This is a genomic window from Streptomyces sp. NPDC030991, assembly GCF_055571235.1.
Genome location: NZ_JBVIFR010000003.1, coordinates 268,822 through 293,960 on the forward strand (window position 1 = coordinate 268,822; position 25,139 = coordinate 293,960).

28 protein-coding genes are annotated in these 25,139 nt (G+C 71.6%); 12 read left to right on the forward strand and 16 right to left on the reverse strand.

Annotation, left to right across the window (positions count from 1 at the left end; all coding sequences use genetic code 11):
* The first annotated feature begins 56 nt into the window (after positions 1-56).
* Positions 57-1,526, forward strand: a complete 1,470-nt coding sequence (locus tag ACZ45E_RS07385; protein WP_468217654.1) for an MFS transporter — start codon at positions 57-59, stop codon at positions 1,524-1,526.
* On the opposite strand, the gene ACZ45E_RS07390 is transcribed toward ACZ45E_RS07385, so the two are convergent.
* Positions 1,521-2,399, reverse strand: coding sequence for a helix-turn-helix transcriptional regulator (locus ACZ45E_RS07390; protein ID WP_468217657.1), 879 nt, complete (start codon positions 2,397-2,399; stop codon positions 1,521-1,523). The two genes, ACZ45E_RS07385 and ACZ45E_RS07390, sit on opposite strands and share 6 nt — an antisense overlap.
* 113 nt (positions 2,400-2,512) lie before the next feature.
* Here ACZ45E_RS07390 and ACZ45E_RS07395 point away from each other — a divergent pair, with 113 nt between their 5' ends.
* Positions 2,513-3,943 (forward strand): MFS transporter, encoded by a 1,431-nt coding sequence (locus tag ACZ45E_RS07395; protein ID WP_468217660.1) that lies wholly within the window; start codon positions 2,513-2,515, stop codon positions 3,941-3,943.
* Positions 3,944-4,018: 75 nt separating this feature from the next.
* Here ACZ45E_RS07395 and ACZ45E_RS07400 read toward each other — a convergent pair whose 3' ends face one another.
* Both ACZ45E_RS07400 and ACZ45E_RS07405 read right to left on the reverse strand, forming a co-directional pair.
* The gene (locus ACZ45E_RS07400) at positions 4,019-4,225 is read right to left on the reverse strand and encodes a hypothetical protein (protein WP_468217663.1); all 207 of its coding nucleotides are present in this window, start codon (positions 4,223-4,225) and stop codon (positions 4,019-4,021) included.
* Positions 4,226-4,318: 93 nt separating this feature from the next.
* Positions 4,319-5,701: a glycine--tRNA ligase gene (locus ACZ45E_RS07405; protein WP_468217665.1), complete on the reverse strand. Its 1,383-nt coding sequence runs from the start codon at positions 5,699-5,701 to the stop codon at positions 4,319-4,321.
* Positions 5,702-5,879: 178 nt separating this feature from the next.
* On the opposite strand from ACZ45E_RS07405, the gene ACZ45E_RS07410 reads away from it, so the two are divergent.
* The 4 genes from ACZ45E_RS07410 to ACZ45E_RS07425 all read left to right on the forward strand — a co-directional run bounded on the left by ACZ45E_RS07410 (position 5,880) and on the right by ACZ45E_RS07425 (position 9,051).
* Positions 5,880-6,869 (forward strand): metal ABC transporter substrate-binding protein, encoded by a 990-nt coding sequence (locus ACZ45E_RS07410; RefSeq protein ID WP_468217668.1) that lies wholly within the window; start codon positions 5,880-5,882, stop codon positions 6,867-6,869.
* A 35-nt stretch (positions 6,870-6,904) separates the two neighbouring features.
* Entirely contained in the window at positions 6,905-7,681 is a 777-nt protein-coding gene (locus tag ACZ45E_RS07415; RefSeq protein ID WP_468217671.1) for a metal ABC transporter ATP-binding protein, read from the forward strand.
* 13 nt (positions 7,682-7,694) lie between these two features.
* On the forward strand, positions 7,695-8,579 hold the full coding sequence (locus ACZ45E_RS07420) for a metal ABC transporter permease (protein WP_468217674.1): 885 nt from the start codon (positions 7,695-7,697) through the stop codon (positions 8,577-8,579).
* Between the two features lie 67 nt (positions 8,580-8,646).
* Entirely contained in the window at positions 8,647-9,051 is a 405-nt protein-coding gene (locus tag ACZ45E_RS07425; protein WP_468217676.1) for a Fur family transcriptional regulator, read from the forward strand.
* A 147-nt stretch (positions 9,052-9,198) separates the two neighbouring features.
* Here the strand turns inward: ACZ45E_RS07425 and ACZ45E_RS07430 are convergent, their stop codons facing one another.
* The 6 genes from ACZ45E_RS07430 to leuA form a co-directional block, all read right to left on the reverse strand.
* Positions 9,199-10,029 carry an isoprenyl transferase gene (locus tag ACZ45E_RS07430; protein ID WP_468217679.1) on the reverse strand — a complete coding sequence of 277 codons (831 nt, stop codon included), beginning with the start codon at positions 10,027-10,029 and terminating at the stop codon, positions 9,199-9,201.
* A gap of 43 nt (positions 10,030-10,072) precedes the next feature.
* Positions 10,073-10,822, reverse strand: a complete 750-nt coding sequence (gene recO / locus ACZ45E_RS07435) for a DNA repair protein RecO (protein WP_468217681.1) — start codon at positions 10,820-10,822, stop codon at positions 10,073-10,075.
* 133 nt (positions 10,823-10,955) lie between these two features.
* Positions 10,956-11,171, reverse strand: coding sequence for a hypothetical protein (locus tag ACZ45E_RS07440; RefSeq protein WP_468217683.1), 216 nt, complete (start codon positions 11,169-11,171; stop codon positions 10,956-10,958).
* 177 nt (positions 11,172-11,348) lie between these two features.
* Positions 11,349-11,879 (reverse strand): cysteine hydrolase family protein, encoded by a 531-nt coding sequence (locus ACZ45E_RS07445; protein ID WP_468217685.1) that lies wholly within the window; start codon positions 11,877-11,879, stop codon positions 11,349-11,351.
* A gap of 47 nt (positions 11,880-11,926) precedes the next feature.
* Positions 11,927-12,604: a tellurite resistance TerB family protein gene (locus tag ACZ45E_RS07450; protein WP_468218261.1), complete on the reverse strand. Its 678-nt coding sequence runs from the start codon at positions 12,602-12,604 to the stop codon at positions 11,927-11,929.
* A 207-nt stretch (positions 12,605-12,811) separates the two neighbouring features.
* The gene (gene leuA, locus ACZ45E_RS07455; protein WP_468217687.1) at positions 12,812-14,533 is read right to left on the reverse strand and encodes a 2-isopropylmalate synthase; all 1,722 of its coding nucleotides are present in this window, start codon (positions 14,531-14,533) and stop codon (positions 12,812-12,814) included.
* A 289-nt stretch (positions 14,534-14,822) separates the two neighbouring features.
* Here leuA and ACZ45E_RS07460 point away from each other — a divergent pair, with 289 nt between their 5' ends.
* The 3 genes from ACZ45E_RS07460 (at position 14,823) to ACZ45E_RS07470 (ending at position 17,159) form a co-directional block, all read left to right on the forward strand.
* On the forward strand, positions 14,823-15,908 hold the full coding sequence (locus tag ACZ45E_RS07460; RefSeq protein ID WP_468217690.1) for a M4 family metallopeptidase: 1,086 nt from the start codon (positions 14,823-14,825) through the stop codon (positions 15,906-15,908).
* Positions 15,909-15,972: 64 nt separating this feature from the next.
* A complete protein-coding gene (locus ACZ45E_RS07465; protein ID WP_468217693.1) occupies positions 15,973-16,239 on the forward strand; it encodes a protealysin inhibitor emfourin in 267 nt (88 codons plus the stop codon).
* 92 nt (positions 16,240-16,331) lie between these two features.
* Positions 16,332-17,159, forward strand: a complete 828-nt coding sequence (locus ACZ45E_RS07470; protein ID WP_468217696.1) for a GNAT family N-acetyltransferase — start codon at positions 16,332-16,334, stop codon at positions 17,157-17,159.
* An 8-nt stretch (positions 17,160-17,167) separates the two neighbouring features.
* On the opposite strand, the gene ACZ45E_RS07475 is transcribed toward ACZ45E_RS07470, so the two are convergent.
* Entirely contained in the window at positions 17,168-18,022 is an 855-nt protein-coding gene (locus tag ACZ45E_RS07475; protein ID WP_468217698.1) for an NAD-dependent epimerase/dehydratase family protein, read from the reverse strand.
* A 128-nt stretch (positions 18,023-18,150) separates the two neighbouring features.
* On the opposite strand from ACZ45E_RS07475, the gene ACZ45E_RS07480 reads away from it, so the two are divergent.
* Positions 18,151-18,993: a helix-turn-helix transcriptional regulator gene (locus ACZ45E_RS07480; protein WP_468217701.1), complete on the forward strand. Its 843-nt coding sequence runs from the start codon at positions 18,151-18,153 to the stop codon at positions 18,991-18,993.
* Here ACZ45E_RS07480 and era read toward each other — a convergent pair.
* Positions 18,990-19,931 carry a GTPase Era gene (era, locus tag ACZ45E_RS07485; RefSeq protein ID WP_468217703.1) on the reverse strand — a complete coding sequence of 314 codons (942 nt, stop codon included), beginning with the start codon at positions 19,929-19,931 and terminating at the stop codon, positions 18,990-18,992. The two genes, ACZ45E_RS07480 and era, sit on opposite strands and share 4 nt — an antisense overlap.
* A 150-nt stretch (positions 19,932-20,081) precedes the next feature.
* On the opposite strand from era, the gene ACZ45E_RS07490 reads away from it, so the two are divergent.
* Both ACZ45E_RS07490 and ACZ45E_RS07495 read left to right on the forward strand, forming a co-directional pair.
* On the forward strand, positions 20,082-21,401 hold the full coding sequence (locus tag ACZ45E_RS07490) for an ammonium transporter (protein ID WP_468217706.1): 1,320 nt from the start codon (positions 20,082-20,084) through the stop codon (positions 21,399-21,401).
* Positions 21,398-21,736, forward strand: coding sequence for a P-II family nitrogen regulator (locus tag ACZ45E_RS07495; protein WP_468217709.1), 339 nt, complete (start codon positions 21,398-21,400; stop codon positions 21,734-21,736). Before ACZ45E_RS07490 ends, ACZ45E_RS07495 begins: the two co-directional genes overlap by 4 nt.
* 22 nt (positions 21,737-21,758) lie before the next feature.
* Here ACZ45E_RS07495 and ACZ45E_RS07500 read toward each other — a convergent pair whose 3' ends face one another.
* From ACZ45E_RS07500 to ybeY, 5 genes are all read right to left on the reverse strand, one after another.
* Entirely contained in the window at positions 21,759-22,226 is a 468-nt protein-coding gene (locus ACZ45E_RS07500; protein ID WP_468217711.1) for a transglycosylase family protein, read from the reverse strand.
* Between the two features lie 336 nt (positions 22,227-22,562).
* On the reverse strand, positions 22,563-22,922 hold the full coding sequence (locus tag ACZ45E_RS07505) for a cytidine deaminase (RefSeq protein WP_468217714.1): 360 nt from the start codon (positions 22,920-22,922) through the stop codon (positions 22,563-22,565).
* 64 nt (positions 22,923-22,986) lie between these two features.
* Positions 22,987-23,346 carry an MmcQ/YjbR family DNA-binding protein gene (locus tag ACZ45E_RS07510; RefSeq protein ID WP_468217716.1) on the reverse strand — a complete coding sequence of 120 codons (360 nt, stop codon included), beginning with the start codon at positions 23,344-23,346 and terminating at the stop codon, positions 22,987-22,989.
* Positions 23,343-24,638 (reverse strand): hemolysin family protein, encoded by a 1,296-nt coding sequence (locus tag ACZ45E_RS07515; protein ID WP_468217718.1) that lies wholly within the window; start codon positions 24,636-24,638, stop codon positions 23,343-23,345. The genes ACZ45E_RS07510 and ACZ45E_RS07515 overlap by 4 nt, the downstream gene beginning before the upstream one ends.
* The gene (gene ybeY / locus ACZ45E_RS07520) at positions 24,635-25,132 is read right to left on the reverse strand and encodes an rRNA maturation RNase YbeY (RefSeq protein ID WP_468217721.1); all 498 of its coding nucleotides are present in this window, start codon (positions 25,130-25,132) and stop codon (positions 24,635-24,637) included. The genes ACZ45E_RS07515 and ybeY overlap by 4 nt, the downstream gene beginning before the upstream one ends.
* Positions 25,133-25,139: the final 7 nt, after the last annotated feature.

Sequence of the window (25,139 nt, forward strand, 5' to 3'; positions counted from 1 at the left end):
CTGGGGACATGACCTCACGTGCCCGTCCCCTCACCGCTCCGGTTACCGTCGAAAGCATGCCCGACGCACCACCCGCACCCACGCACCGCAGGCGCATGCTCATCCTGGCGATCTGCTGCATGAGCCTGCTGATCGTCAGCCTCGACAACACCGTCCTGAACGTCGCCCTGCCCTCCATGGCGAAGGACTTCGACGCCACGCTCTCGGGCATGCAGTGGACGATCGACGCCTACACCCTGGTCCTCGCCGCGCTGCTGATGCTGGCCGGTTCGACCGCCGACCGGATCGGGCGGCGCAAGGTCTTCCAGGTCGGGCTCATCGTGTTCACGGCGGCCTCGGTGGCGTGCTCGCTCGCGCCGGACCTCGGGACCCTCGTGGCGTTCCGGACGGTGCAGGCCGTCGGCGGCTCGATGCTCAACCCCGTCGCGATGTCGATCATCACCAACACGTTCACCGACCCGCGCGAGCGGGCCCGCGCCATCGGGGTGTGGGGCGGCGTGGTCGGCATCTCGATGGCCGCGGGCCCGCTGGTGGGCGGCGTGCTGGTGGACTCGGTCGGCTGGCGTTCGATCTTCTGGGTCAATCTGCCCGTCGGCGTCGCCGCGCTCCTGCTCACCCTCCGCTACGTCCCCGAGTCCCGCGCCCCCAAGGCCCGCCGCCCCGACCCGGTCGGTCAGCTCCTGGTCATCGCGCTGCTCGGTTCGCTGACGTACGCGATCATCGAGGCGCCCTCGGCCGGCTGGACGTCGGCGCGGATCATCGCCTGCGCGCTGGTCGCAGTCGCCGCGCTGGCCGGGATCCTGCGGTACGAGCCGCGCCGCGCCGAGCCCCTCATCGACCTGCGGTTCTTCCGTTCGGCGCCGTTCAGCGGGGCCACGGTCATCGCGGTCTGCGGGTTCGCCGCGCTCGGCGGTTTCCTCTTCCTGTCCACGCTCTACCTCCAGGACGTGCGCGGCCTGGACGCGCTCCACGCGGGCCTGTGGATGCTGCCGATGGCGGCGATGACCCTGGTCTGCGCGCCGCTGTCCGGGCGGCTCGTCGGGGCCCGGGGGCCGCGGCTGCCGCTGCTCGTCGCGGGCGTGATGATGACGGCGAGCGGCGTCCTGTTCGCGGCGTTCGACGCCGAGACGTCGAACGTGACGCTGTTCGCGGGCTACGTCCTGTTCGGCATCGGCTTCGGCTTCGTGAACGCGCCCATCACCAACACCGCCGTCTCCGGCATGCCGCGCGCCCAGGCCGGGGTCGCGGCGGCCGTCGCCTCCACCAGCCGGCAGATCGGGCAGACCCTGGGTGTCGCCGTCATCGGCGCCGTCCTCGCGTCGGGCGTCGCCGGGTCCTCGTACGCCCACGCCTTCGTCGGGGCGAGCCGGGCCTGCTGGTGGATCATCGCCGGGTGCGGTCTCGCGGTGCTGGTGCTCGGCGCGCTGACCAGCGGACGGTGGGCGCGGGAGACGGCGCGGCACACCGCGGAGCGTCTCGAGGAGCCGGAGGACGCGGCGGCGGCGCGGGCGGCCGCCGGGTCATGACGGCGCGAGGGAACCCGAGAGCGCCCACTCCTGGAGCCGGTCCAGGCGCTCGCGGGTCGCGTCGTCCGCCGGGGTGTACGTCACCAGGCGCGCCCCGCAGTCCCGGCCGAGCCACAGATCGGTGTGCACGACGGCGAGCGGGCCGACGTGCGGATTGTGGAAGTGCTTGACCTTGCTGGACACCGACCGCACCACTTCGTGGCGCCCCCACAGCTCGCGGAACTCGGCGGACTCCTCCAGCAGCCGGTTCAGGACCAGCTTCCAGGCGGGCTCGGCGAGGTGGTCGGCCATGCCCGCGCGGAACTTGGCGGCCAGGGTGCGCAGCACGTCGTCGAGGTGGACGACCGCGGAGCGCCACCCCTCGTGCGTGAACGCGAGGAGCAGCCAGTTGCGGTCCTCGGGCGGGATCGCGTCCAGGTCGCACAGCAGCCGCCCGTACGTGCGGTTGTAGGCGAGGATGTCGTAGCGGCTGTTCTGCACGCAGGCCGGCATCGGCTCCAGCTGGGTGAGCATCTGCCGGATCTCGGGGGTGAGCGTGGCGCAGCTCGCGGCCGGGGCGGGGTCGATGGCGCCGGCCAGGCCGAAGAGGTGGGCGCGCTCGCTGCGGTCGAGGCGCAGGGTGCGGGCCAGCGCGTCGAGGACCTGCGCCGAGACCTGGATGTCGCGGCCCTGCTCGAGCCACGTGTACCAGGTGACGCCGACCGCGGACAGCTGCGCGACCTCCTCGCGGCGCAGGCCCGGGGTGCGGCGGCGCGGCCCGCGCGGCAGACCGACGTCCTCGGGCGGGATGCGCTCGCGGCGGCTGCGCAGGAACCCGGCCAGTTCGTGCCGCCGGATCTCGGTGGGCCGCGCCTCCTGCTCCATGATGCTCATGCCTCCCAGCCTGTACCGGTGCCGGGCCGGCGGCCATCCTGTTTCCGGGTAGAGGTTCTACCAGGATAAGGAGACTCTGGTACCAGCCTGGGCGGCGGCGGACGCTCGGTGCCATGACCACCCACACGCAGTCCCCGCCGGTCGCGCCCGCCGCGGCGCCCGGCATCTCGCTCGGCGGCCCGGGTCTGTTCACCGTGCTGCTCGGCGCGGCCCTGCCCCTCATCGACTTCTTCATCGTCAACGTCGCCCTGCCCACCATCGACCGTGATCTGTCGGCGAGCGAGCCGGTCCTCGAACTCGTCGTCGCCGGGTACGGCATCGCGTACGCCGTGCTGCTCGTCCTGGGCGGCCGGCTCGGCGATCAGCTGGGCCGCCGTCGGCTGTTCATCGGCGGCATGGCCGCGTTCGGCCTCACCTCGCTGGCCTGCGGTCTCGCCCCGACGGCCGGGACGCTGGTCGCGGCGCGGGTCGCGCAGGGCGCGGCGGCGGCCGCGATGCTGCCGCAGGTGCTGGCCACGATCCAGGCGACGACGGCGGGGCAGCGCCGGGCCAAGGCGATGAGCATGTACGGGGCGACGGCGGGCCTGTCGATGGTGGCGGGGCAGGTCCTGGGCGGCGTGCTCGTCTCGGCGGACCTGTTCGGCTCGGGCTGGCGCTCGGTGTTCCTGGTGAACGTGCCGGTGGTCGTCGTGGCCCTGGTCCTCGCGGTCCGAGCCGTCCCGGAGACCCGTTCGGCGCGCCCCGAGCCGGTCGACGTGCCCGGCACCCTCCTGCTCGCCCTCGCCCTGCTCGCGCTCCTCGCGCCGCTGACCGAGGGCCGGGCGGCGGGCTGGCCGCTGTGGACGTGGCTGTCGCTCGCCGCGTTCCCGGTCCTGTCGTACGCCTTCTACGCGGTGGAGCGCCGGGCGGACCGGGCGGGCGGCACGCCGCTGATCCCGCCGTCGCTCTTCCGGATCGTGCCGCTGCGCCGGGGGCTGGCGCTCGTGCTGCCGTTCTCCGTCGGCTTCAGCGGGTTCATGTTCGTGATCGCGGTGGCGTTGCAGCAGGGGGAGCGGCTGAGCGCGACCGCGGCGGGCCTGGCCCTCGCCCCGATGGCGGCGGTCTTCTTCGCGGTGTCGCTCGCCGGGCCGCGTCTGGTGGCCCGCTGGGGTACGCGCGTCGTCACAGCGGGCGGCCTGCTCCAGGGCGCCGGGGTGGCGCTGATCGCGCTGGCGGCCTGGCGGACCTGGCCGGGGCTCGGGGTGCTCCAACTGCTGCCGGGCGCGGCGCTGGCCGGTGCGGGGCAGGCGCTCCAGCTCCCCATCCTCTTCCGGATCATCCTCTCCGAGGTGCCCGCGGCGCGGGCCGGCGTCGGCGGCGGTGTGATGACGACGATCCAGCAGGCGGCGCTCGCGCTGGGCGTGGCCACGCTCGGCACGCTCTTCCTCTCCCTCGCTCCCACCCTGGGTATGCGGGACGCCCTGGTGACGACGCTGCTCGTGCAACTCGCGGTGGTGGCGCTGACCGTGGGACTGAGCCTGCGGCTGCCGCGGGCGGTGATCTGAGGACGGCCCGTGCCCGGTCCGGGGAGAGGGGCGCGGCCTCGCGGCGCGCTGAGAGCCTGTCGTCCCCGCGCCGGGTCAGCGGCCGCCCGGGTCCACCGTCGCCTGGTGCTCCCGTTCCAGATGCTCCTGCGCCTTGAGCCAGGGCAGGAACTGCGCCGATCTCCGCCATCCGCACGTCTCGCACGTCAACTGCCGTTGCAGACCCGCCTTCTCGACCCGTACGACGTGGCCGCGGCCGTGCTGGTCCCACCGGCTCACTTTGCTGCGCGTGATCTGCGGCATCTCGCCTCCCAGGCTCCGAGGGCAGTGTGCAGCAAAAGGCCCCGGCCCGCCCTCGAAACGGCGGACCGGGGCCTCAGGACCTGTCTGCCGGTGTCAGCAGCCGATCAGGCGGCTGGCCAGGTAACCCTCGATCTGGTCGAGGGAGACGCGCTCCTGCTTCATGGTGTCGCGCTCGCGCACCGTCACCGCGTTGTCGTCGAGGGTGTCGAAGTCGACGGTGACACAGAACGGCGTGCCGATCTCGTCCTGGCGGCGGTAGCGGCGGCCGATGGCACCGGCGTCGTCGAAGTCGATGTTCCAGTGCTGGCGCAGCGCCTGGGCGAGCCCCTTGGCCTTCGGGGAGAGCTCGGGGTTGCGGGAGAGCGGGAGCACCGCGACCTTCACCGGGGCGATGCGCGGGTCGAAGCGCATGACCGTGCGCTTCTCCATCTTGCCCTTGGCGTTGGGCGCCTCGTCCTCGAAGTACGAGTCGAGCATGAAGGCGAGCATGGTGCGGCCGACACCGGCCGCGGGCTCGATGACGTACGGCGTGTAGCGCTCGCCCTTCTCCTGGTCGAAGTAGGAGAGGTCCTGGCCGGAGGCCTTGGCGTGCGCCGACAGGTCGTAGTCGGTGCGGTTGGCGACGCCCTCCAGCTCACCCCACTCGCTGCCGCCGAAGCGGAAGCGGTACTCGATGTCGGCGGTGCGCTTGGAGTAGTGGGAGAGCTTCTCCGCCGGGTGCTCGAACCAGCGCATGTTCTCCTCGCGCAGGCCCAGGCCGGTGTACCAGTTCCAGCGCTGCTCCATCCAGTACTCCTGCCACTTCTCGTCCTCGCCCGGCTTGACGAAGAACTCCATCTCCATCTGCTCGAACTCGCGGGTGCGGAAGATGAAGTTGCCGGGCGTGATCTCGTTGCGGAAGCTCTTGCCCATCTGGGCGATGCCGAACGGGGGCTTGCGCCGCGAAGTCGTCTGGACCTGGCTGAAGTTGGTGAAGATGCCCTGCGCGGTCTCGGGACGCAGGTAGGCGACGGAGCCGCTGTCCTGGGTCGGGCCGAGGTGCGTGGCGAGCAGTCCCGAGAACTGCTTGGGCTCGGTGAACGTGCCCTTGTTGCCGCAGTTCGGGCAGGTGAGGTCGGCGAGGCCGTTCTCGGGCGCCCGGCCCTTCTTCTCCTCGTACGCCTCTTCGAGGTGGTCCGCGCGGTACCGCTTGTGGCAGGAGGTGCACTCGGTCAGCGGGTCGCTGAACGTGGCGACGTGGCCCGACGCCTGCCAGACCTCGGTGGCCAGGATCACGGAGGAGTCGATACCGACGACGTCCTCGCGCGAGGTGACCATGTAGCGCCACCACTGACGCTTGAGGTTCTCCTTCAGCTCCACACCCAGCGGCCCGTAGTCCCAGGCAGCGCGCTGACCACCGTAGATCTCGCTGCAGGGGTAGACGAAGCCACGGCGCTTGCTGAGGCTGACGATGGTGTCGATCTTGTCGGCGGCCACGGTGCTCTCTTCATTACGACGGCGATGAAGCACGCTGGATACGCGCTCCGGGAGCGAATACCTCAGGTTACCGGCGGGCCCACCCCCGCAACCAAATCGGTTCCGGGGTACAGAGCGGGACCGAGCATGACGAACGCCTTGTTGACAATCGTTTCCAGTTTTGTTGAAAATGACTGTCATGAACGTACGCCTCGCTCGCCGCCCCCGCCGCCGCCTCATATCCACCGCCGCCGTCACCGCCACCACGGTGCTCGGCCTGACGGCGCTGACCGCCTGCTCCTCGTCGGGCGCGGACGGCAAGAACGACGGCAAGCTGGACGTGGTGGCGTCGTTCTACCCGATGCAGTACCTCGCCGAGCAGATCGGCGGCGCCCACGTCGACGTCACCAACCTCACCGAGCCCGGCCAGGAACCGCACGACCTGGAGGTCAGCGCCCGGCAGCGGGCCCAGATCGAGGAGTCCGACGTCGCCCTCTACCTGAAGGGGCTCCAGCCCGCCGTCGACGAGGCGATCGACCAGTCCGGCACGGAGACGAAGATCGACGCGGCGTCCCTGACCAGCCTGGAGAAGCACGGCACCGAGGTCGGCGGCCACGCCGAGGAGCACGCCGACGAACACGGCGACGGGCACGACCACGACAGCGAGGGCGCCGACCCGCACATCTGGCTCGACCCGGTGAAGTACGCCGAGGTCGCCGGGGGCGTCGGCAAGGCCCTGGAGAAGGCCGACCCGGACCACGCGGCGGACTACAGGAAGAACACCACGGCCCTGCTGAAGAAGCTGGACGCGCTCGACACGAAGTTCGAGGACGGCCTGAAGAACACCGACTCCGACGTGTTCATCACCACGCACGCCGCCTTCGGCTACCTCGCCGAGCGGTACGGCCTCACCGAGGAGGCCATCAGCGGCCTCGACCCGGAGAGCGAGCCCAGCGCCGCCCGCGTCAAGAACCTCCAGAAGACGGCGGAGGCCGATGGCGTCACCACCGTCTTCTACGAGACCCTCGTCAGCGACAAGACGGCCAGGACCCTGGCGGACGACGCGAAGCTCAGGACTGATGTACTCGACCCGATCGAGGGCATCACGGAGAAGTCCGAGGGCGAGGACTACCTCCAGGTCATGGAGTCGAACCTGGCGGCGCTGCGGAAGGCTCTCGGCGCCAAGTGACGTACCGATCGAGCGACTTGAAGGGCGGCTCCGAGATGAGCGACCCCGCAGAACCCGTCATCGCCCTGCGGAGGGTGACGGCCGAGCTGGGCTCGCGCCCGGTGTTGCGCGGCATCGACCTGACCGTGGGCCGCGGCGAGGTCGTCGCCCTGCTCGGCGCCAACGGCTCCGGCAAGTCGACCGCCGTGCGCAGCATCATCGGCCAAGTGCCGCTCACCGGCGGCGAGATCGAACTGTTCGGCACCCCGCGCCGCGGCTTCAAGCAGTGGGCGCGCGTCGGTTACGTACCGCAGCGCACCACGGCCGCGGGCGGCGTGCCCGCGACGGTCACCGAGGTCGTCTCCGCGGGACGGCTCTCCCGGGCCCGCTTCGGCATCCTGCGGGCGGCCGACAAGGAGGCGGTGCGCCGCGCCCTGGAGCTGGTCGGTCTCGCCGACCGCGCCAAGGACTCGGTCGACGCCCTCTCCGGCGGACAGCACCAGCGCGTGCTCATCGCCCGCGCCCTGGCCGCCGAACCCGAGCTGCTGATCATGGACGAGCCGATGGCCGGCGTCGACCTGGCCAGCCAGGAGATCCTCGCCGCGACCCTGCGCGAACAGGTCGCGGCGGGCGCCTCCGTCCTCCTCGTCCTGCACGAACTCGGCCCGCTGGAGCCGCTGATCGACCGCGCGGTGGTCCTGCGCGACGGCTGCGTCCTGCACGACGGGCCACCCCCGAAGGCGGTCGGGCAGCACGCGCTGCCGGGCCACGACCACGTCCACCCGCACGCCGCGTCGGACGCCGGACCCATCCGTACCGGACTGCTGAGCTAGAGGGCACACGATCATGGAATTCCTCGACTACGCCTTCATGCAGCGGGCCCTGCTCGCCGCCGTCCTCATCGGCATCACCGCCCCGGCCATCGGCATCTACCTGGTGCAGCGCCGCCAGGCGTTGATGGGCGACGGCATCGGCCACGTGGCGATGACCGGCGTCGGCCTCGGCTTCCTCTTCTCCATGTCCCCGGTGTGGATGGCGATGCTCGTCTCCGTGCTCGGCGCGCTGCTCATGGAGCTGATCCGCTGGTACGGCAGGACCCGCGGCGACATCGCGCTCGCCATGCTCTTCTACGGCGGCATGGCCGCGGGCGTGATGTTCATCAACCTGGCGCCGGGCGGCTCGACCGCCAACCTCACCTCGTACCTCTTCGGTTCGCTCACCACGGTGTCGGAGCAGGACGTCGTGACGATCTGTCTGCTCGCGGCCTTCGTGGTCCTGGTGACGGTGGGCCTGCGCCGGCAGCTGTTCGCGGTCAGCCAGGACGAGGAGTTCGCCCGGGTCACGGGGTTGCCGGTACGCGTCCTGAACCTGCTGATCGCGGTCACCGCGGCGGTCACCGTGACCGTGGCGATGCGCGTCGTGGGCCTGCTTCTGGTGTCGGCCCTGATGGTCGTCCCGGTGGCCGCCGCCCAGCAGCTGACCCGCAGCTTCAAGGCGACCTTCGTGATCGCGGTCGCCATCGGCGTCGTGGTGACCCTGGGCGGCACCGTCACGTCGTACTACCAGGACGTACCGCCCGGCGCGACGATCGTGCTCCTGACCATCGGCGTCTTCATCGCCCTGACGCTGCTCGCCACGCCACTGGCCCGGCGCCGGGCGCGGGCGGCGGCGGCCGGTCCCGTCGACCCGGCGGAGTGCTCGATCCCCGGGCAGGCCGTCGCCGAGGTCTGACCCGCTCCTGGCGCCGGCTGGCACAATGGCGGCGGTACGTACGTGGCAGGGATGTGAGGAGAAACCCGTGGCAGCCCCGGTTCGAGGCAGGTCGACCCGCCAGCGCGCGGCCGTGGCGGCGGCGCTCGACGAGGTGGACGAGTTCCGCAGCGCCCAGGAGCTGCACGACGTCCTCAAGCACAAGGGCGACTCGGTCGGTCTGACCACGGTCTACCGCACGCTGCAGTCCCTCGCCGACGCGGGCGAGGTGGACGTCCTGCGCACGTCGGAGGGCGAGGCGGTGTACCGGCGGTGCTCGTCCGGCGACCACCACCACCACCTGGTCTGCCGGATGTGCGGCAAGGCCGTCGAGGTCGAGGGGCCCGCGGTCGAGAAGTGGGCCGAGGCGATCGCCTCCGAGCACGGTTACGTCAACGTGGCGCACACGGTGGAGATCTTCGGCACCTGTGCGGAGTGCGCTGCCGCTGGGTGAGGCCCCGGTCCCGGTCTCGTTGCCGGGTGCGGGCCGGTGGGGGCTTCTCGCGCCCACGCAGCGGAGCCGCATGACGACACGGCCCCGCGCCCCTGGAGGGGCGCGGGGAACTGTGCGACCAGCCCCCACCGGACCCGCGGCCGACGACTACCCCTCTGCCTCCAACTGCAGAAGAACCTCGTTCGGCGTCGCACCCCCGAAGCGCCGGTCACGGGAGGCGTACTCCACGCACGCCCGCCACAGATCGCGCCGGTCGAAGTCGGGCCACAGCACGTCCTGGAAGACCATCTCGGCGTAAGCGCTCTGCCAGAGCAGGTAGTTGGAGGTGCGCTGCTCGCCGCTGGGCCGCAGGAACAGGTCGACATCCGGCATGTCCGGGTAGTACAGGTACTTGGCGAAGGTCTTCTCGCCGACCTTCGACGGGTCGAGGCGGCCGGCCTTCACGTCCTCGGCGATGGCCTGCGCGGCGTCGGCGATCTCGGCCCGGCCGCCGTAGTTCATGCAGAAGTAGAGGGTCAGCCTGTCGTTGTCCTTGGTCTGCTCCTGGGAGATCTCCAGCTCCTTGGCGACCGACTTCCACAGCTTGGGCATGCGCCCGACCCAGCGCACCCTGATCCCCAGGTCGTCGAGCTGGTCGCGGGTCTTGCGGATGAAGTCCCGGTTGAAGTTCATGAGGAAGCGGACCTCGTCGGGCGAGCGCTTCCAGTTCTCCGTCGAGAACGCGTACAGCGAGATGGCGCCCACACCCATCTCGACGGCGCCCTGGAGCACGTCGAGGACGCGCTCGGCGCCGACCTTGTGCCCTTCCGTGCGGGGCAGCCCGCGCTCCTTGGCCCACCGCCCGTTGCCGTCCATGACGATGGCGACGTGTCCCGGCACCAGCTCGCCCGGGATCTTCGGCGGCCGCGCGCCCGACGGGTGCGGTTCGGGCGTGCTGTACTCACGGCGGGACCGTCCGAGGATTCCGCGACGTGCCATGTTCCGGCCTCTCCCCTAGCTCAGTACTGACTTCTAGCTCTCGCTAGCTTTTCTCTACGTAGCGCAACGAGCGCAGTCCGCGCTCCAGGTGCCAGTGCAGATAGGCCGAGACCAGCCCGCTGCCCTCCCGCACGAAGCGCGCCTCGCTCGCGTCGGCCGTCGCCCAGTCGCCGGTCAGCAGCGCGCCGAGCAGGGTGAGGGCCTGCGGTGAGGGTACGACGCTGCCCGGTACCCGGCAGTCCACGCAAACCGAGCCGCCCGCGCCGACCGAGAAGAAGCGGTTGGGGCCGGGCATTCCGCACTTGGCGCAGTCGCCGAAGGTGGGCGCGTACCCGTTCACGGCGAGGGAGCGGAGCAGGAACGCGTCGAGGACGAGGTGCGCCTCGTGCTCGCCGCGGGCGAGGGTGCGCAGGGCGCCGACGAGCAGCAGGTACTGCTGGACGGCCGGCTCGCCCTCATGGGCGGTGAACCGTTCCGCCGTCTCCAGCATGGCGGTTCCGGCGGTGTACCGGGCGTAGTCGGTGACGATCGGACCGCCGTACGCGGCGATGGTCTCGCTCTGCGTGCACAGCGGCAGGCCACGCCCGACCAGCTCGCTGTTGCGGGCGAAGAACTGCACGTCGACGTGGGAGAACGGTTCGAGCCGCGCGCCGAACTTGGACTTGGTGCGCCGCACGCCGCGGGCGACGGCGCGGACCCGGCCGTGGCCGCGCGTGAGGAGGGTGATGATGCGGTCGGCCTCGCCGAGTTTCTGGGTCCGCAGGACGATCCCGTCATCGCGGAAGAGACTCATCGCACTCCCCTACGGGCGGCGTCGTCGTCTTCACGGGGCAGGGTCATGCCTTCCATTCTGCCCCCTGCCCGGCACGGGTCGACGCGCGCGGCCCGGACGCGGCCCGGACGTGGCCTTCACCACACCGGTACGGTCAGGGGACCTCGCCGCGGCTTCTCCTGTTCGCGTAGGCCGTCGCCGCTCGCAGGCGCTCCGTGGTGGTCGCTTCGCGCACTATGTCGGGCACACAGTCCCACTCCCGGCCGCCGCCGAAGGGACGCAGTTGTACGTACGGGCCCTCGTGCCCCATCACGCGTCCCACCCGACCGGTGCTCATGTCGACCGCGTACGAACCGATCGCTGGCTTCATCGGGGGGCGCTCCTGTCGGGTAGTGCGTCCTGCTGCGCGGGGTGCGGCGGCCGGTGGGTCGCCGCGTCAACCGGACAACGCCACGGTTCGACCGATGGACACGGGGCGGCCGGTGCGATTGACCCCCGGGACCCGGCCGGGCGGGGTCCGGCCGGGCGGGGTCCGGCCGCTCGGCGCTCAGGGCGCGGAGAAGTCCACCGCTGCCGCGGGCCGTACGCGGATGTGCCGGTCGGGGAAGTCGATGTGCCGGTAGATCTCGTTGTGGTGGGCGATCGACCGGTCGGGCGGGACGAAGTCCGTCGTCCCGGGGCGTACGGACGTCGTGTGCCCGTCCGCCACGAGCACCAGGTCGTAGCCGCGGCTGAGGGCCTGGCGGGCGGTCGTCTCCACGCAGTTCTCCGTGGCGAACCCGGTGACCAGCAGCTCCGTCGCGCCCAACTCGCGCAGGACGGCGTCGAGTTCGGTCCGCAGGAACGCGTCCGCCGTCGTCTTGGTCACCGTCGGCTCGCCGGGGAACGGATCCAGTTCGGCCACCACGGGGCCGGCTCCGCCCTGCCGGACCGTGACGACGGGGACGCCCGCCGCCCGCGCCCGGGAGCGCAGCTCCGCGATGACGCCGATGGTCTCGGCGGGGCGGTGCATGATCGGCAGCATGTCGTTCTGCATGTCGATGACGAGCAGGACGGGCCGGTGCGGGGGAAGGGACACGGGCTCAGCCTAGAGCGTGTTTCGAGAGTCCCGTCTGCCTCCGGATCTCAGCTGGGCGTCCGCGCGGCCACGGCCAGCAGGCGGTTCACCTCGTCCGTGCACATGGTCAGGGCGGCGCCGACGGTGCCGAGCACGTCCCGCTCGGCCGCCGAGTACGGCCCGTCGGCCAGGGCGATCCGCGCGCCCTGCAACAGGATCGACTCCCGGCCGGCCGGGGCGAGGTGCTGGGCGAGCGGGTCGAGCGCCTCGTGCAGCTCTATGGCGAGCCCGGTGGTGGCCCCGCAGTGCTCGGGCAGCCGGCCCGCGTCCACCATCAACGCTTCGACCAGCGCGGCCAGTTGCACTTCGGAGCAGTCCTCGAAGCCGGCCGCCCGCAGGGTGCCGACGGCGCACTCCAGCGACGTACGGGAGGAGGAGCCGCCCGCCGAGAGCACCGCGAGCACCACGGTGTGCACGGCGTCCCGCAGCATCCCGGAGAAGCGGCGCGTGGTCGGGTGGTCGAGCGCGTCCGTGCCGAACCGGCCCTCGCAGGCGGCGCACCGGACGACGGGCCCGGTCTCACCGCGCGGCACCACCGGCACGCCGAGCACGGTGAAGCGGCGCCGGCCCGTGCACCGCTGGTAGTTGCGGTCGCCACCGCAGTCGGGGCAGAAGAACTCCCCGTCGCCCACGGCGCTCCACGTGGTGTGCACGCCCAGAACCCGCGAGATCCCGGCCTGTCGCATACGTCCCCAGATCGGCAGCACGTCGCACACCTCCGTAACGGCACCGCAACATCGCGGCGTTGGCGTGATGTTAGCCACATTGACGACGCGGCGTCAGCACCCTGGTCACGCCGAGGTCACGAAGACCCTCCCCGGTGGCTGAGACATGACGCGGCCCCGCACACCGACAAAAGGTGTACGGGGCCGCGAAGGTGCAGCTCAGCCGGGTCAGCGGGCGGCGCGGTTGACCGCGGAGACGACCGCCTTCAGCGACGCACGTGTCGTATTCGCGTCGATGCCGATTCCCCACAGAACCTTGTCGCCGATCGCGACCTCGATGTACGAGGCGGCCACGGCGGAGGCTCCCTCGCTCATCGTGTGCTCCTGGTAGTCCAGCAGGCGGGCGTCGATGCCGATGCCCTGCAGCGCGTGGAAGAAGGCGGAGATCGGTCCGTTGCCCGTGCCGACCAGGACCTGCTCGACGCCGTCGACCTCGGCGTCGACGGTCAGGGTGTCGACGCCGTCGGTGTCGGTGGTGGTCTGGCCCGCCCTGACCTGGATGCGGCCCCACGGGTTCTCCGGGTTCGGCAGGTACTCGTCCTGGAAGACGTTCCAGATGTCCTTGGGCGTGACCTCGCCGCCCTCGGCGTCCGTCTTCACCTGGATGACCTTGGAGAACTCGACCTGCATCCGGCGCGGCAGGTCCAGGCTGTGGTCGTTCTTCAGGACGTAGGCGATGCCGCCCTTGCCGGACTGCGAGTTGACGCGGATGACCGCCTCGTAGGAGCGGCCGACGTCCTTCGGGTCGATCGGCAGGTACGGGACGGCCCACTCGATGTCGTCGATGGTCTTCCCGGCCTTCGCGGCGCGGTTCTCCATCGCCTCGAAGCCCTTCTTGATGGCGTCCTGGTGGGAGCCGGAGAAGGCGGTGTAGACCAGGTCGCCCGCGTAGGGGTGGCGCGGGTGGACCTCCATCTGGGTGCAGTACTCGGCGGTGCGGCGGATCTCGTCGATGTCCGAGAAGTCGATCTGCGGGTCGACGCCCTGCGAGAACAGGTTCATGCCCAGCGTCACCAGGTCGACGTTGCCGGTGCGCTCGCCCTGGCCGAACAGGCAGCCCTCGATGCGGTCGGCGCCGGCCATGATGGCCAGCTCGGCGGCGGCGACGGCCGTGCCCCGGTCGTTGTGCGGGTGGACCGACAGGCACACGTACTCGCGGCGCGTCAGGTTCCGGGACATCCACTCGAAGCGGTCCGCGTGCGTGGAGGGCGTCGAACGCTCCACCGTGGCGGGCAGGTTGAGGATGATCTCGCGGTCCGGACCCGGCTGCCACTCGTCACAGACGGCCTCGCAGACCTCCAGGGCGAAGTCCAGCTCGGTGTCGGTGAAGATCTCCGGGCTGTACTGGTAGCCGAAGACCGTCTCGGGGCCCAGCAGCTTCTCCGCGTACTCCATGACCAGGCGCGTGCCGTCCACGGCGATCTGCTTGACCGCGTCCTTGGAGCCGCGGAAGACGACCTCGCGCCAGACCGGCGCCGTGGCGTTGTACAGGTGGACCGTGGCGCGCTTGGCGCCGACCAGGGACTCCACGGTCCGCGCGATCAGCTCCTCGCGGGCCTGGGTCAGTACGGAGATCGTCACATCGTCCGGGATCGCGTCCGGGTCCTCGATGATCGACCGTACGAAGTCGAAGTCCGTCTGCCCCGACGAGGGGAAACCGACCTCGATCTCCTTGTAGCCCATGCGGACCAGCAGGTCGAACATCTCGCGCTTGCGGGCCGGGGACATCGGGTCGATCAGCGCCTGGTTGCCGTCGCGCAGGTCGGTGGAGAGCCAGCGGGGCGCGGCCGTGATCCGGTTGTTCGGCCACGTGCGGTCGGCGATGTCCACCTGGTCGTAGCGGCCGTACTTGTGGATCGGCATCGACGTGGGGCGCTGGAAGTTCGGCATGATGCGTGGGGCTCCTCGGAGGTGGCCGGTAAGGCGGCCGACGGCGCAACGCCAAACTCCGCGGGGAGGGGGTCGGCCTCGACTACAGACCCTCGCCGCGGCAGCTAAGGAGAAGCAGCCCGAATCGCATGATGCATCGCACTGTAGCCGAGTCACTCCGGCCGCGGAGGGCCGTATCAGTATGCGGGATCGCGGCCAGGTAACGGGTAAGGGGTGATCAATACCTCTATTTCACTAATCATGGTGGCAGGTAGTGACAGCGGCATGACGCAGTGCCACATTGCCAGGCATGACCACCAACCGAGCGGGGAACCCGAACGGGTTCGAGCCCGTCTTCTGCACGATCGTGCCGCCCCACCTCCAGGACAAGGTCGCCCGGTCCGAGGACTCCGCGATCGCCGCCCGGGCCCGCAAGAGCCTGGAGCGGGACGCCTTCGAGCGCACCCACCGCCGGATGACGACGGTCATCGGGGCGCCCTCCGTGGCTCCCCCGGCCGGCGCCGCGGACCAGAAGCCGCACCGCACCATCTACGACGCCCGCCACCGCACGGAGCTGCCGGGCCGCAAGGTCCGCGGCGAGAGCGACAAGCCCGGCAAGGACGCGACCGTCAACCGCGCGTTCGCGGGCCTCGGCGCGACCTTCGAGCTCTACCTGGAGAAGTTCACCCGCTGGTCCATCGACGGCGAGGGCCTGCCGCTGAACGCGACGGTGCACTACGCCGAGGACTACAACAACGCCTTCTGGAACGGCGAGCAGATGGTGTTCGGCGACGGTGACGGCGAGATCTTCCTCGACTTCACCATCCCCGTCGACGTCATCGGCCACGAGCTGACCCACGGCGTGACGCAGTACACCGCGAACCTGACGTACTTCGGGCAGCCCGGCGCCCTGAACGAGTCGATGTCGGACGTCTTCGGCTCGCTCATCAAGCAGTACACGCTCGGCCAGACCACTGCCGAGGCCGACTGGCTGATCGGCGCGGGCCTGCTCGCGCCCCGCGTCACGGGCGTCGCCCTGCGCTCCATGAAGGCCCCGGGCACGGCCTACGACGACGACGTGCTCGGCAAGGACCCGCAACCCGCCGACATGGCGCACTTCGTGAAGACCGGCCGGGACAACGGCGGCGTGCACATCAACTCCGGCATCCCCAACCACGCCTTCTACATCCTCGCCGAGACCCTCGGCGGGCAGGCGTGGGAGCGGGCCGGGCAGATCTGGTACGACACCCTCACCGGCGGCGAGCTCCAGCAGGACGCCCTCTTCGCCGACTTCGCGAAGCTGACGGTGAAGGCCGCGCAGGCCCGGTTCGGCGGCGGCGAGGAGCACCAGGCCGTACTGAAGGCGTGGGAGCAGGTCGGCGTACCCACCCAGTGACCGGGCGGCCGCCGGCCGGCCGCACCCGCTGACCGGCGGCACGGAATGGAGTAGACAGGGACCCATGCGTATTCACATCACACGCACGGGCGGGTTCGCCGGCATCGACCGGCACGCGGAGGTCGACACGGCGGGCCGTGCCGACGCCCATGAGTGGCATGCCCTGGCCGAGAAGGCGATGGCCGCGGGCCGGGGCACGCCACCCGTCGGGGTGCCCGACGGCTTCAGCTACACCCTCACCGTGGACGGGAAGAGCGTGTACTGCGCGGACCCCCGGCTCACCGAGGAACAGCGCAGGCTCATCACGCGGGTCCTCAAGGAAGGGGCGTAACTTCGTCGCGGCGGCCGTGGGCCTCCTCGGGGCGCTCCTCGTCCGGAAAATCGCGTCGGTGGAATGACGGATATGACGTAACCTCCGCCCCTATGACCGCTGTTGACGCCCCCACCCCCCTCCTCGGCCGCATCGAGCGGTACTACGACACGGTGCCGCGCTCCGCCGCCCGCGTCGAGGAGTACGGCTCGCTCACCCTCTTCGTCCGCGAGGGGCCGGGCTGGCCGTACTACGCGCGGCCCGCGCTGCGCCCCGACGCCCCGCCGCCGAGCGTCTCCGACGTACGCGACGTGTGCGCGCGGCAGCGGGAGCTGGGGGCGCCCGAGGCGTTCGAGTGGGTGGCGGAGACGACGCCGGGGATGCGGGCGGCCGTCGAGGCGGCCGGGCTCCAGGTCGGCGAGCATCCGCTGATGGCGCGGGACGCGTCCGCCCCCGTGCCCGGGCCGCACCCGCTGGTGCGGGTCCTGGACGCCCGGGACCCGTTCCTCGCGGGGGCGCTGGCGCTGCCGCACGTGGCGTTCGCGCACCCCGGGACCGCGACGGGCCCGGCGGGCGCCGCCGAACTCACCGCGGAGATCACGGCACGGGCCGCGGACGGCAGCGTGCGGGAGTACCAGGAACGCATCGTGGCGGGCCGCACGGTCCTCGCGGCGGCCGTCGAGGACGGGGTGGTCCTCTGCTCCGGGATGCACCTGCCGGTCGGTGACGTGACGGAGGTCGCCGGGGTCGGCACGCTGCCTGTCGCGCGGCGGCGGGGGCTCGGCCTGGCGGTGACGGCGGCGCTGGTCCGCGACGCGGTCGCCTCCGGCGTCTCCACGGTGTTCCTGTCGGCCGGGGACGACGATGTGGCCCGGGTCTACGCGCGGCTGGGTTTCCGGCCCGTGGGAACGGCGCTGATCGCCCAGTCGTCCGCCGGCTGAGCGCGTCCCTAGAGGGCGCCCGTGTCGCGGGCGGTCCAGACGGACGGGTAGAACGGGCGGTAGCCCAGTTCGTGACGGATGCGGGCCGTCGACATGACCGCGGCCCACGGGTCCGGGTCCGTCTTCTCGTACAGCTCGGGCGGTACCGGCACCCCGTTGAGCTGGTAGAGGTCGACCGTGGTGACCGGGGCGTCGTCGGCGATGTTGTAGACACCGCTCGCGCCCGGCGCGTACAGCAGCCGCCGGAGCCCCTGGGCCACGTCCGCGTGGTGGCCCATGTGCAGCCGCTGCGTGGCGGGCCAGGACGGCGCCCAGCGCATCGCGTCCGCCAGATGCGGGTCCCCGTCGCCGTACACGAAGGGCAGCCGTCCGATACGCAGGTCGTCGAGGCCGTCCAGCGCCCGCAGCGCGCGCTCCGCCTCCCCCTTCGACTCGGGGTAGGCGCCCCACATGGTGCCGCCCGGCACCGTCTCGTCCTCCTCCACCAGCGGCCTGCCGCGCCCGGTGCCGTACACGAGCCCGGTGCTGACCTGCACGAACCGTCGCACGCCCGCGGCCACCGCGGCGCGGCCCAGCTCGACCGCCGCGTCCCGGTTGACCGCGCGCGCCTCCTCGTCCGGCACCCCGCGGAACGCCGCGGCGGCATTCACCACCGCGTCCGCCCCGGCCGTCGCCTTGCCCAGCACCCCGGTGTCCCGGAGATCGCCGATGACCACCTGCGCGCCCAGCCCGGTGAACCGCTCGGCGCGGGCGGCGTCCCGCACCAGGACCCGCACCTCGTCGCCGGGCGGCGCGCTCCGCAGCAGCCTCGGCACGAACCGCCGCCCTACCTGCCCCGTCGCACCTGTCACCAAAGTCAGCATGGCCGCCTCCTCGTCGTCGTAGCCATGCCCACCACCGTCGGCGACAGAGCCCCGCACCGGGAGAGACGTGCTTATCCAGGGAGCGGCACGCCCTGGATAAGACGGGCGTACGGAGCGACCCTGGAACGGTGAACCGGACCGAACTCGCCGACTTCCTGCGCCGCGCCCGCGCCCGCCTGGCCCCCTGCGACGTGGGTCTGACCGCGGGTGCCAGGCGCCGCACGCCGGGGCTGCGCCGCGAGGAGGTGGCACAGCTCGCCGGGATGTCCGTGGACTACTACGCGCGCCTGGAGCAGCGCCGCGGCTCGCACCCCTCGCGGCAGATGCTCACGGCGCTGGCCCGGGCGCTGCGACTGACGGCCGACGAGCGCGACCACCTGTTCCATCTGGCGGGCGAGGAGCCGCCGCGCGCGGGCGGCTCCTCGGGCCATGTGCGGCCGGGGCTGCTGCTGATCCTGGACCGGCTGCACGACATGCCGGCGCAGGTGCTGAGCGACTGGGGCGAGGTGCTCGCGCAGAACGCGATGGCGGTGGCCCTGTCGGGCGAGCACACCGGCGAGAACATGGTCCGCCGGTGCTTCACGGACCCGGCGGTGCGCGCCATGATCCCGCCGGAGGACTTCGCGACGCACTCCCGCGCGCACGTGGCGCACCTGCGGGCGGTCGTCGCGGCGCGCCCCGACGATCCGGGGCCCGCGGCGCTCGTGGCCGAGCTGCGGGGCGCGAGCGCGGAGTTCGAGGAGCTGTGGGTGTCGCACCGGGTGGCCGTGCGGCGGGCCACGACGAAACGGTTCCTGCATCCGCTGGTCGGGCCGCTGGACCTGGACTGCGAGGTGCTGCTCAGCGACGGCCACGACCAGCAACTCGTCGTGCACTCGGCGCGGCCGGGCACGGACACGTACGAGCGGCTCGCCCTGCTGCGGGTCATCGGCCTCCAGGACCTGACCCCCAGCGGGAGCGGCGGCGGCTAGAAGCCGAGCTTGCGGAGCTGGCGCGGGTCGCGCTGCCAGTCCTTGGCGACCTTCACGTGCAGGTCGAGGTAGACCGGCGTGCCGAGGAGCGCCTCGATCTGCTTGCGGGACTTGATGCCGACGTCCTTGAGGCGCTTGCCCTTCGGGCCGATGATGATGCCCTTCTGGCTGGGCCGCTCGATGTAGACGAAGGCGTGGATGTCGAGGAGCGGCTTGTCGGCGGGGCGGTCCTCGCGCGGCAGCATCTCCTCCACGACGACGGCGATGGAGTGCGGCAGCTCGTCCCGGACGCCTTCGAGCGCGGCCTCGCGGATCAGCTCGGCGACCATGACCTGCTCGGGCTCGTCGGTGAGGTCGCCCTCGGGGTAGAGCGCGGGCCCCTCGGGGAGCAGCGGCACGATGAGGTCGGCGAGGAGGCCGATCTGCTGGTCACCGACGGCCGAGACCGGGATGATCTCGGCCCACTCGAAGCCGAGCTCCTTGCCGAGCTGGTCGATCGCGATGAGCTGCTCGGCGAGGGTCTTGCTGTCGACGAGGTCGGTCTTGGTGACGATCGCGATCTTCGGCGTCTTCTTGATGGACGCCAGTTCCTTGGCGATGAACCGGTCGCCGGGGCCGAGCTTCTCGTTGGCCGGCAGGCAGAAGCCGATGACGTCGACCTCGGCCCAGGTGGTGCGCACGACGTCGTTCAGGCGCTCCCCCAGCAAGGTGCGCGGCTTGTGCAGGCCGGGGGTGTCCACGAGGATCAGCTGCGCGTCGTCGCGGTGCACGATGCCGCGCACGGTGTGCCGCGTGGTCTGCGGCTGGTCGGCGGTGATCGCCACCTTCTTGCCGACCAGAGCGTTCGTCAGGGTGGACTTGCCCGCGTTGGGGCGGCCGACGAAGCAGGCGAAGCCGGCGCGGTGGGCGGATCCGGCAGCGGGGGTGTGAACGCTCATGGCGCCTATTGTCCCTGATCCGGGAAGTCCCCGAGCACCGTGAGGTTCCGGTAACCCCTCGGCAACACGAAACACGGCGGAAACGCCTGGGTACGAATTCGGAAACCCGGACCGGTGACGCTCTACGGCAGCCCCCACCGGAGGAGACCCGTGACCGCCACCCTCGCCGCAGGCCCGGCCCCCGCCCTGGACACCGGAGACACCGCCTGGCTGCTCGCCGCGACCGCCCTCGTCCTGCTGATGACGCCCGGCCTCGCCCTGTTCTACGGCGGCATGGTCCGCTCCAAGAGTGTCCTGAACATGCTGATGATGAGCTTCGTCTCGATCGCGCTCGTGACGGTGGTGTGGCTGGTCGCGGGGTACTCGCTCGCCTTCGGCGACGACACCTTCGCCGGGCTGGTCGGCGGCCTGGAGCACGCCGGGATGGCGGGTGTCGGCCCGGACTCGCTCACCGGCACGGTCCCCACCTTCCTCTTCACGACGTTCCAGCTGACCTTCGCGATCATCACCGCGGCGCTGATCAGCGGAGCCGTCGCGGACCGCACGAAGTTCGCGGCGTGGCTGGTCTTCGTGCCCGTCTGGGCGCTGCTCGTATACGTTCCCGTGGCGCACTGGGTGTGGGGGCCCGGCGGCTGGATCAGTCAGCGGCTGGGCGCCCTGGACTTCGCGGGCGGGCTGGTCGTCGAGATCGCCTCCGGCGCGTCGGGGCTGGCCCTGTGCCTGGTCCTCGGCCCGCGCGCCGGTTTCAAGAAGGACGCGATGCGCCCGCACAACCTGCCGATGGTGGTCATGGGCGCGGGCCTGCTCTGGTTCGGCTGGCTCGGTTTCAACGGCGGCTCGGCGCTCGGCGCGAACGGGCTCGCCGCGGCCTCCCTGTTCAACACGCTGATCGCGGGTTGCACGGGGTTGCTCGGCTGGCTCTTCGTGGAGCAGCGGCGGGACGGGCACCCGACGACGTTCGGCGCCGCTTCGGGCGCCGTGGCGGGGCTCGTCGCGATCACCCCGGCATGCGGGGTCGTGGGGGTGGTGGGCGCGGCCGTGGTCGGGCTCGCGGCCGGTGTCGTCTGCTCGTACGCCGTCGCCTGGAAGTTCAGGTTCGACTACGACGACTCGCTGGACGTCGTGGGCGTCCACTTCGTCGGCGGTGTCGTCGGCACGGTCCTGATCGGTCTGTTCGCCACGTCGGCGATGACCGGTTCAGCCGCGAAGCGGGGCCTGTTCTACGGGGGCGGGTTCGAGCAGCTGGGGAAGCAGCTGCTGGCTGTCGTCGTCGTGGCCGCGTACACGTTCCTCGTGACGTACGGGATCGGGAAGGCCCTCGACAGGCTGCTGGGCTTCCGGGCCTCGGCCGAGGACGAACTGACGGGCCTTGACCAGACGGTGCACGCGGAGAGTGCGTACGATCACGGCGTCCTGGGCGCCACGGTCCACCCGGCGCCCGCCCCCGTCGTCCGAAAGGTCGCGCCATGAAGCTGATCACCGCGGTCGTCAAGCCGTACCGCCTCGACGAGGTCAAGACGGCGCTCCAGGAACTGGGCGTGCACGGCCTGACGGTGACGGAGGCCAGCGGGTACGGGCGTCAGCGCGGCCACACCGAGGTGTACCGGGGCGCCGAGTACCAGGTCGACCTCGTGCCCAAGGTGCGGATCGAGGTCGTCGTGGGCGACGCGGACGCCGAACCGGCGATGGAGGCGATCGTCCGCGCCGCCCGCACCGGGAAGATCGGCGACGGCAAGGTGTGGGCGGTGCCGGTGGAGGACGTGGTGCGGGTCCGGACGGGCGAGCGCGGCCCGGACGCGATCTGAGCCGTCGCTCAAGGGCGGGCCCTCACAGCTTGACGCCACAGTGCGGCCAGGCGTTCGCGCCCTGCGCGGCCAGGACCTTGTTCGCCACGGCGATCTGCTCGCTCTTGGACGCGAGGTGGGCGTTGGGGGCGTACTGCTTGCCGCCGTACGCGGCCCAGGTGGACGACGTGAACTGAAGGCCGCCGTAGAACCCGTTGCCGGTGTTGGCCGACCAGTTGCCGCCGGCCTCGCACTGGGCGACGGCGTCCCAGCCGCCCGACGCGGCGGCGGAGCTCGCCGCGGAGGCGGAACCGGTGCCGGCGATCACCATGACGCCCGCGGCGCCGGTGAGCGCGCCGAGGGCGGCGAACCGGCGGACCCGGGAGGTCCGGCGCCCGGTCGCGCGGGAAGCGGACGCACGGTCGGCGGCGAGGTGATCGGCGGTGGTGTGGTCGTCGTTCATGCGGTCGGCGGTCATGCGGTCGGCGGTCTTGCTGGCGGAGGAGAACACGTAGGGAACCTTCGTTCGGGGGCAAGGTCGGCCGCCGCGGCACCTCCCGTGAACGGGACGCTGACGAGCGCGTTCGGCGCCGGGCAACTGCTCCACCATCGCCCACCGGACCCGGCCCGGCCCATGGGGCATAGGCCACTCGGACGGGACGTCCGCCCCCTCCTGCGCCGGCCGGTCCCCCGGGTCCCAGGCCCCGGGCCGAAGGTCCCGCGGTCGCCGCCCGACACCGTCTTCACGCCATCGGCGGGCACCCGGCCGGCCGAGGCCAAGGCCCCGGCCGGACGCGGAAGTGAGGGTCGTCACATCCGCTCGGGCGCATGCCGTCGCTCCGCCGGGTCAGTGCGCGCCCGTCTCCACGGTGGCCCGCACCGTCCCGTCGGCGCCCGCCAGGAAGACCGGCGTGCCCGCGCCGCCCAGATCGCGCACGGCGGCCACGTCCTCGTCGGGCAGCTCGTCCGCCGCGGAGACGACGGCCGCCGCCTCCAGGGACTGCGCTCCGGAGGCCACGGCCATGGCGACGGCCGTCCGCAACGCGCTCAGCTTCAGGGAGTCCAGGGCGACGGTGCCCGCGACGTACGTACGCCCGGTCTCGTCGCGGACGGCCGCGCCCTCGGGCACACCGTTGCGAGCCCGCGCGGAGCGGGCCAGGGTGACGATCTTGCGGTCCTCGGGGCCGAGGTCGGTGCTCTCAGTCATGGGGCGAGCATAAGAGCCCCGCCCCGCGCCCCCGCGGGCGGCCGGGCGTCGGACCCCCGGCGCCTCAGGGCCGGTCGAGGCGGAGCCGCTCGGCGCGCGGCAGCCCCGCCACCACCAGGTCGTACGAGTCCTCGACGAGCTCCCGGACGATCCGGTCGGGGAGCCCGCCCACCCGCACGGTGTTCCAGTGCCGCTTGTTCATGTGCCAGCCGGGCAGGATGACGCCCTCGTGCTCGGCGCGCAGCCGTATCGCGTCCTCGGGGTCGCACTTGAGGTTGACGGAGAGCGGCGGCGGCCCGTCGAGCGTGCTGAGCGCGAACATCTTGCCCAGCACCTTGAAGACGGAGATCTCCGGGCTGAACGGGAAGTCCTCCACCGCCGCGTTGAACGACAGGCACAGTGCGCGCAACTCCCCCGGCGTCACCCGGCCTTCACCTCCCGCACCGGTTCGACCGGCTCCACGAGCACCGTCACGATCTTGTTCCGGCGGCCGGCGGCGGCCTCGGCGGTGAGCCGCAGCTCCCGGCCGTCCGGCAGGGTCACCGCCGACGAGGCGCCGGCGATCGGCACCCGCCCGAGCGCCTTGGCGAGCAGCCCGCCGACGGTCTCCACGTCCTCGTCGTCGTACTCCTCGATGCCGTACAGCTCACCGAGGTCGCCGATGTCGAGCCGCGCGGTGATCCGGAAGCGGTCGTCGCCGAGCTCCTCCACGGGCGGCAGTTCACGGTCGTACTCGTCGGTGATCTCGCCGACGATCTCCTCGAGGATGTCCTCGATGGTGACGATGCCCGCCGTGCCGCCGTACTCGTCGATGACGACGGCCACATGGTTGCGCAGCTGCTGCATCTCGCGCAGCAGGTCACCGGCGTTCTTGGTGTCCGGCACGAACGTGGCGGGCCGCATGGCCGACGAGACCAGCTCGGCCTCGGAGTCCCGGTTGATGTGGGTCTTACGGACGAGGTCCTTCAGATAGACGATGCCGACGACGTCGTCCTCGCTCTCTCCCACCACCGGGATGCGCGAGAACCCGGACCGCAGCGCGAGGGTGAGGGCCTGCCGGATGGTCTTGTACCGCTCGATGACGACCAGATCGGTACGCGGCACCATGACCTCGCGCACGAGGGTGTCGCCGAGCTCGAAGACGGAGTGCACCATGCGGCGCTCCTCGTCCTCGATGAGGGACTCCTTCTCGGCGAGGTCGACCATGGCGCGCAGCTCGGCCTCGGAGGCGAACGGCCCGCGCCTGAACCCCTTGCCCGGGGTCAGCGCGTTGCCAATGAGGATGAGCAGCGGCGGGATCGGCCCCATGATCCGGGCCAGCGGCAGCAGCACGTACGAGGCGGCCGTGGCGGTGTTCAGCGGATGCTGGCGCCCGATGGTCCGCGGCGAGACACCCACGGCCACATACGAGACGAGCACCATGACACCGATGGCGACGAGCAGCGCCTGCCAGGTCGCCGTGAACTCCTCCAGGCACGCGTACGTGACGAGAGCGGCGGCGGCCATCTCACAGGCGACGCGCACCAGCAGTGCCACGTTCAGATACCGGGTCGGGTCCGCGGCGACCTGGGCGAGCTTGGCGCTGCCGCGCCGCCCGGACCTGACGGCCTCCTCGGCGCGGAAGCTGGACGTCCGGGCGATACCGGCCTCGGCACAGGCGGCGAGCCAGGCGACGACGACCAGTGCGACGGCGCCCGCGATCAGCGAAGGACTCATGACACGGTCGGCGCCGGGGACGGCCCGCTCAGCCCCTTCTCCGTACGCCACCCGTCCACGATGGCCGCCTGGAGGCCGAACATCTCGGCCTTCTCGTCGGGCTCCTCATGGTCGTACCCGAGCAGATGCAGCACCCCGTGCACGGTGAGCAACTGAAGCTCCTCGTCCATGGAGTGCTGCGTGGGAGCGTCCTCGCCCTGCTGCTTGGCGACCTCGGGGCAGAGCACGATGTCCCCGAGGAGCCCCTGCGGCGGCTCGTCGTCGTCCTTCATCGGCGGCCGCAGCTCGTCCATCGGGAAGGACATGACGTCCGTCGGCCCCGGCAGGTCCATCCACTGGACGTGCAGCTGCTCCATGGCGTCGGCGTCCACGACGATCACCGACAGCTCGGAGAGCGGGTGGATACGCATCCGCGCGAGCGCGTAGCGGGCGATGTCGAGGATCGCCTGCTCGTCGACCTCGGTTCCGGACTCGTTGTTGACGTCGATCGACATGGCGCTC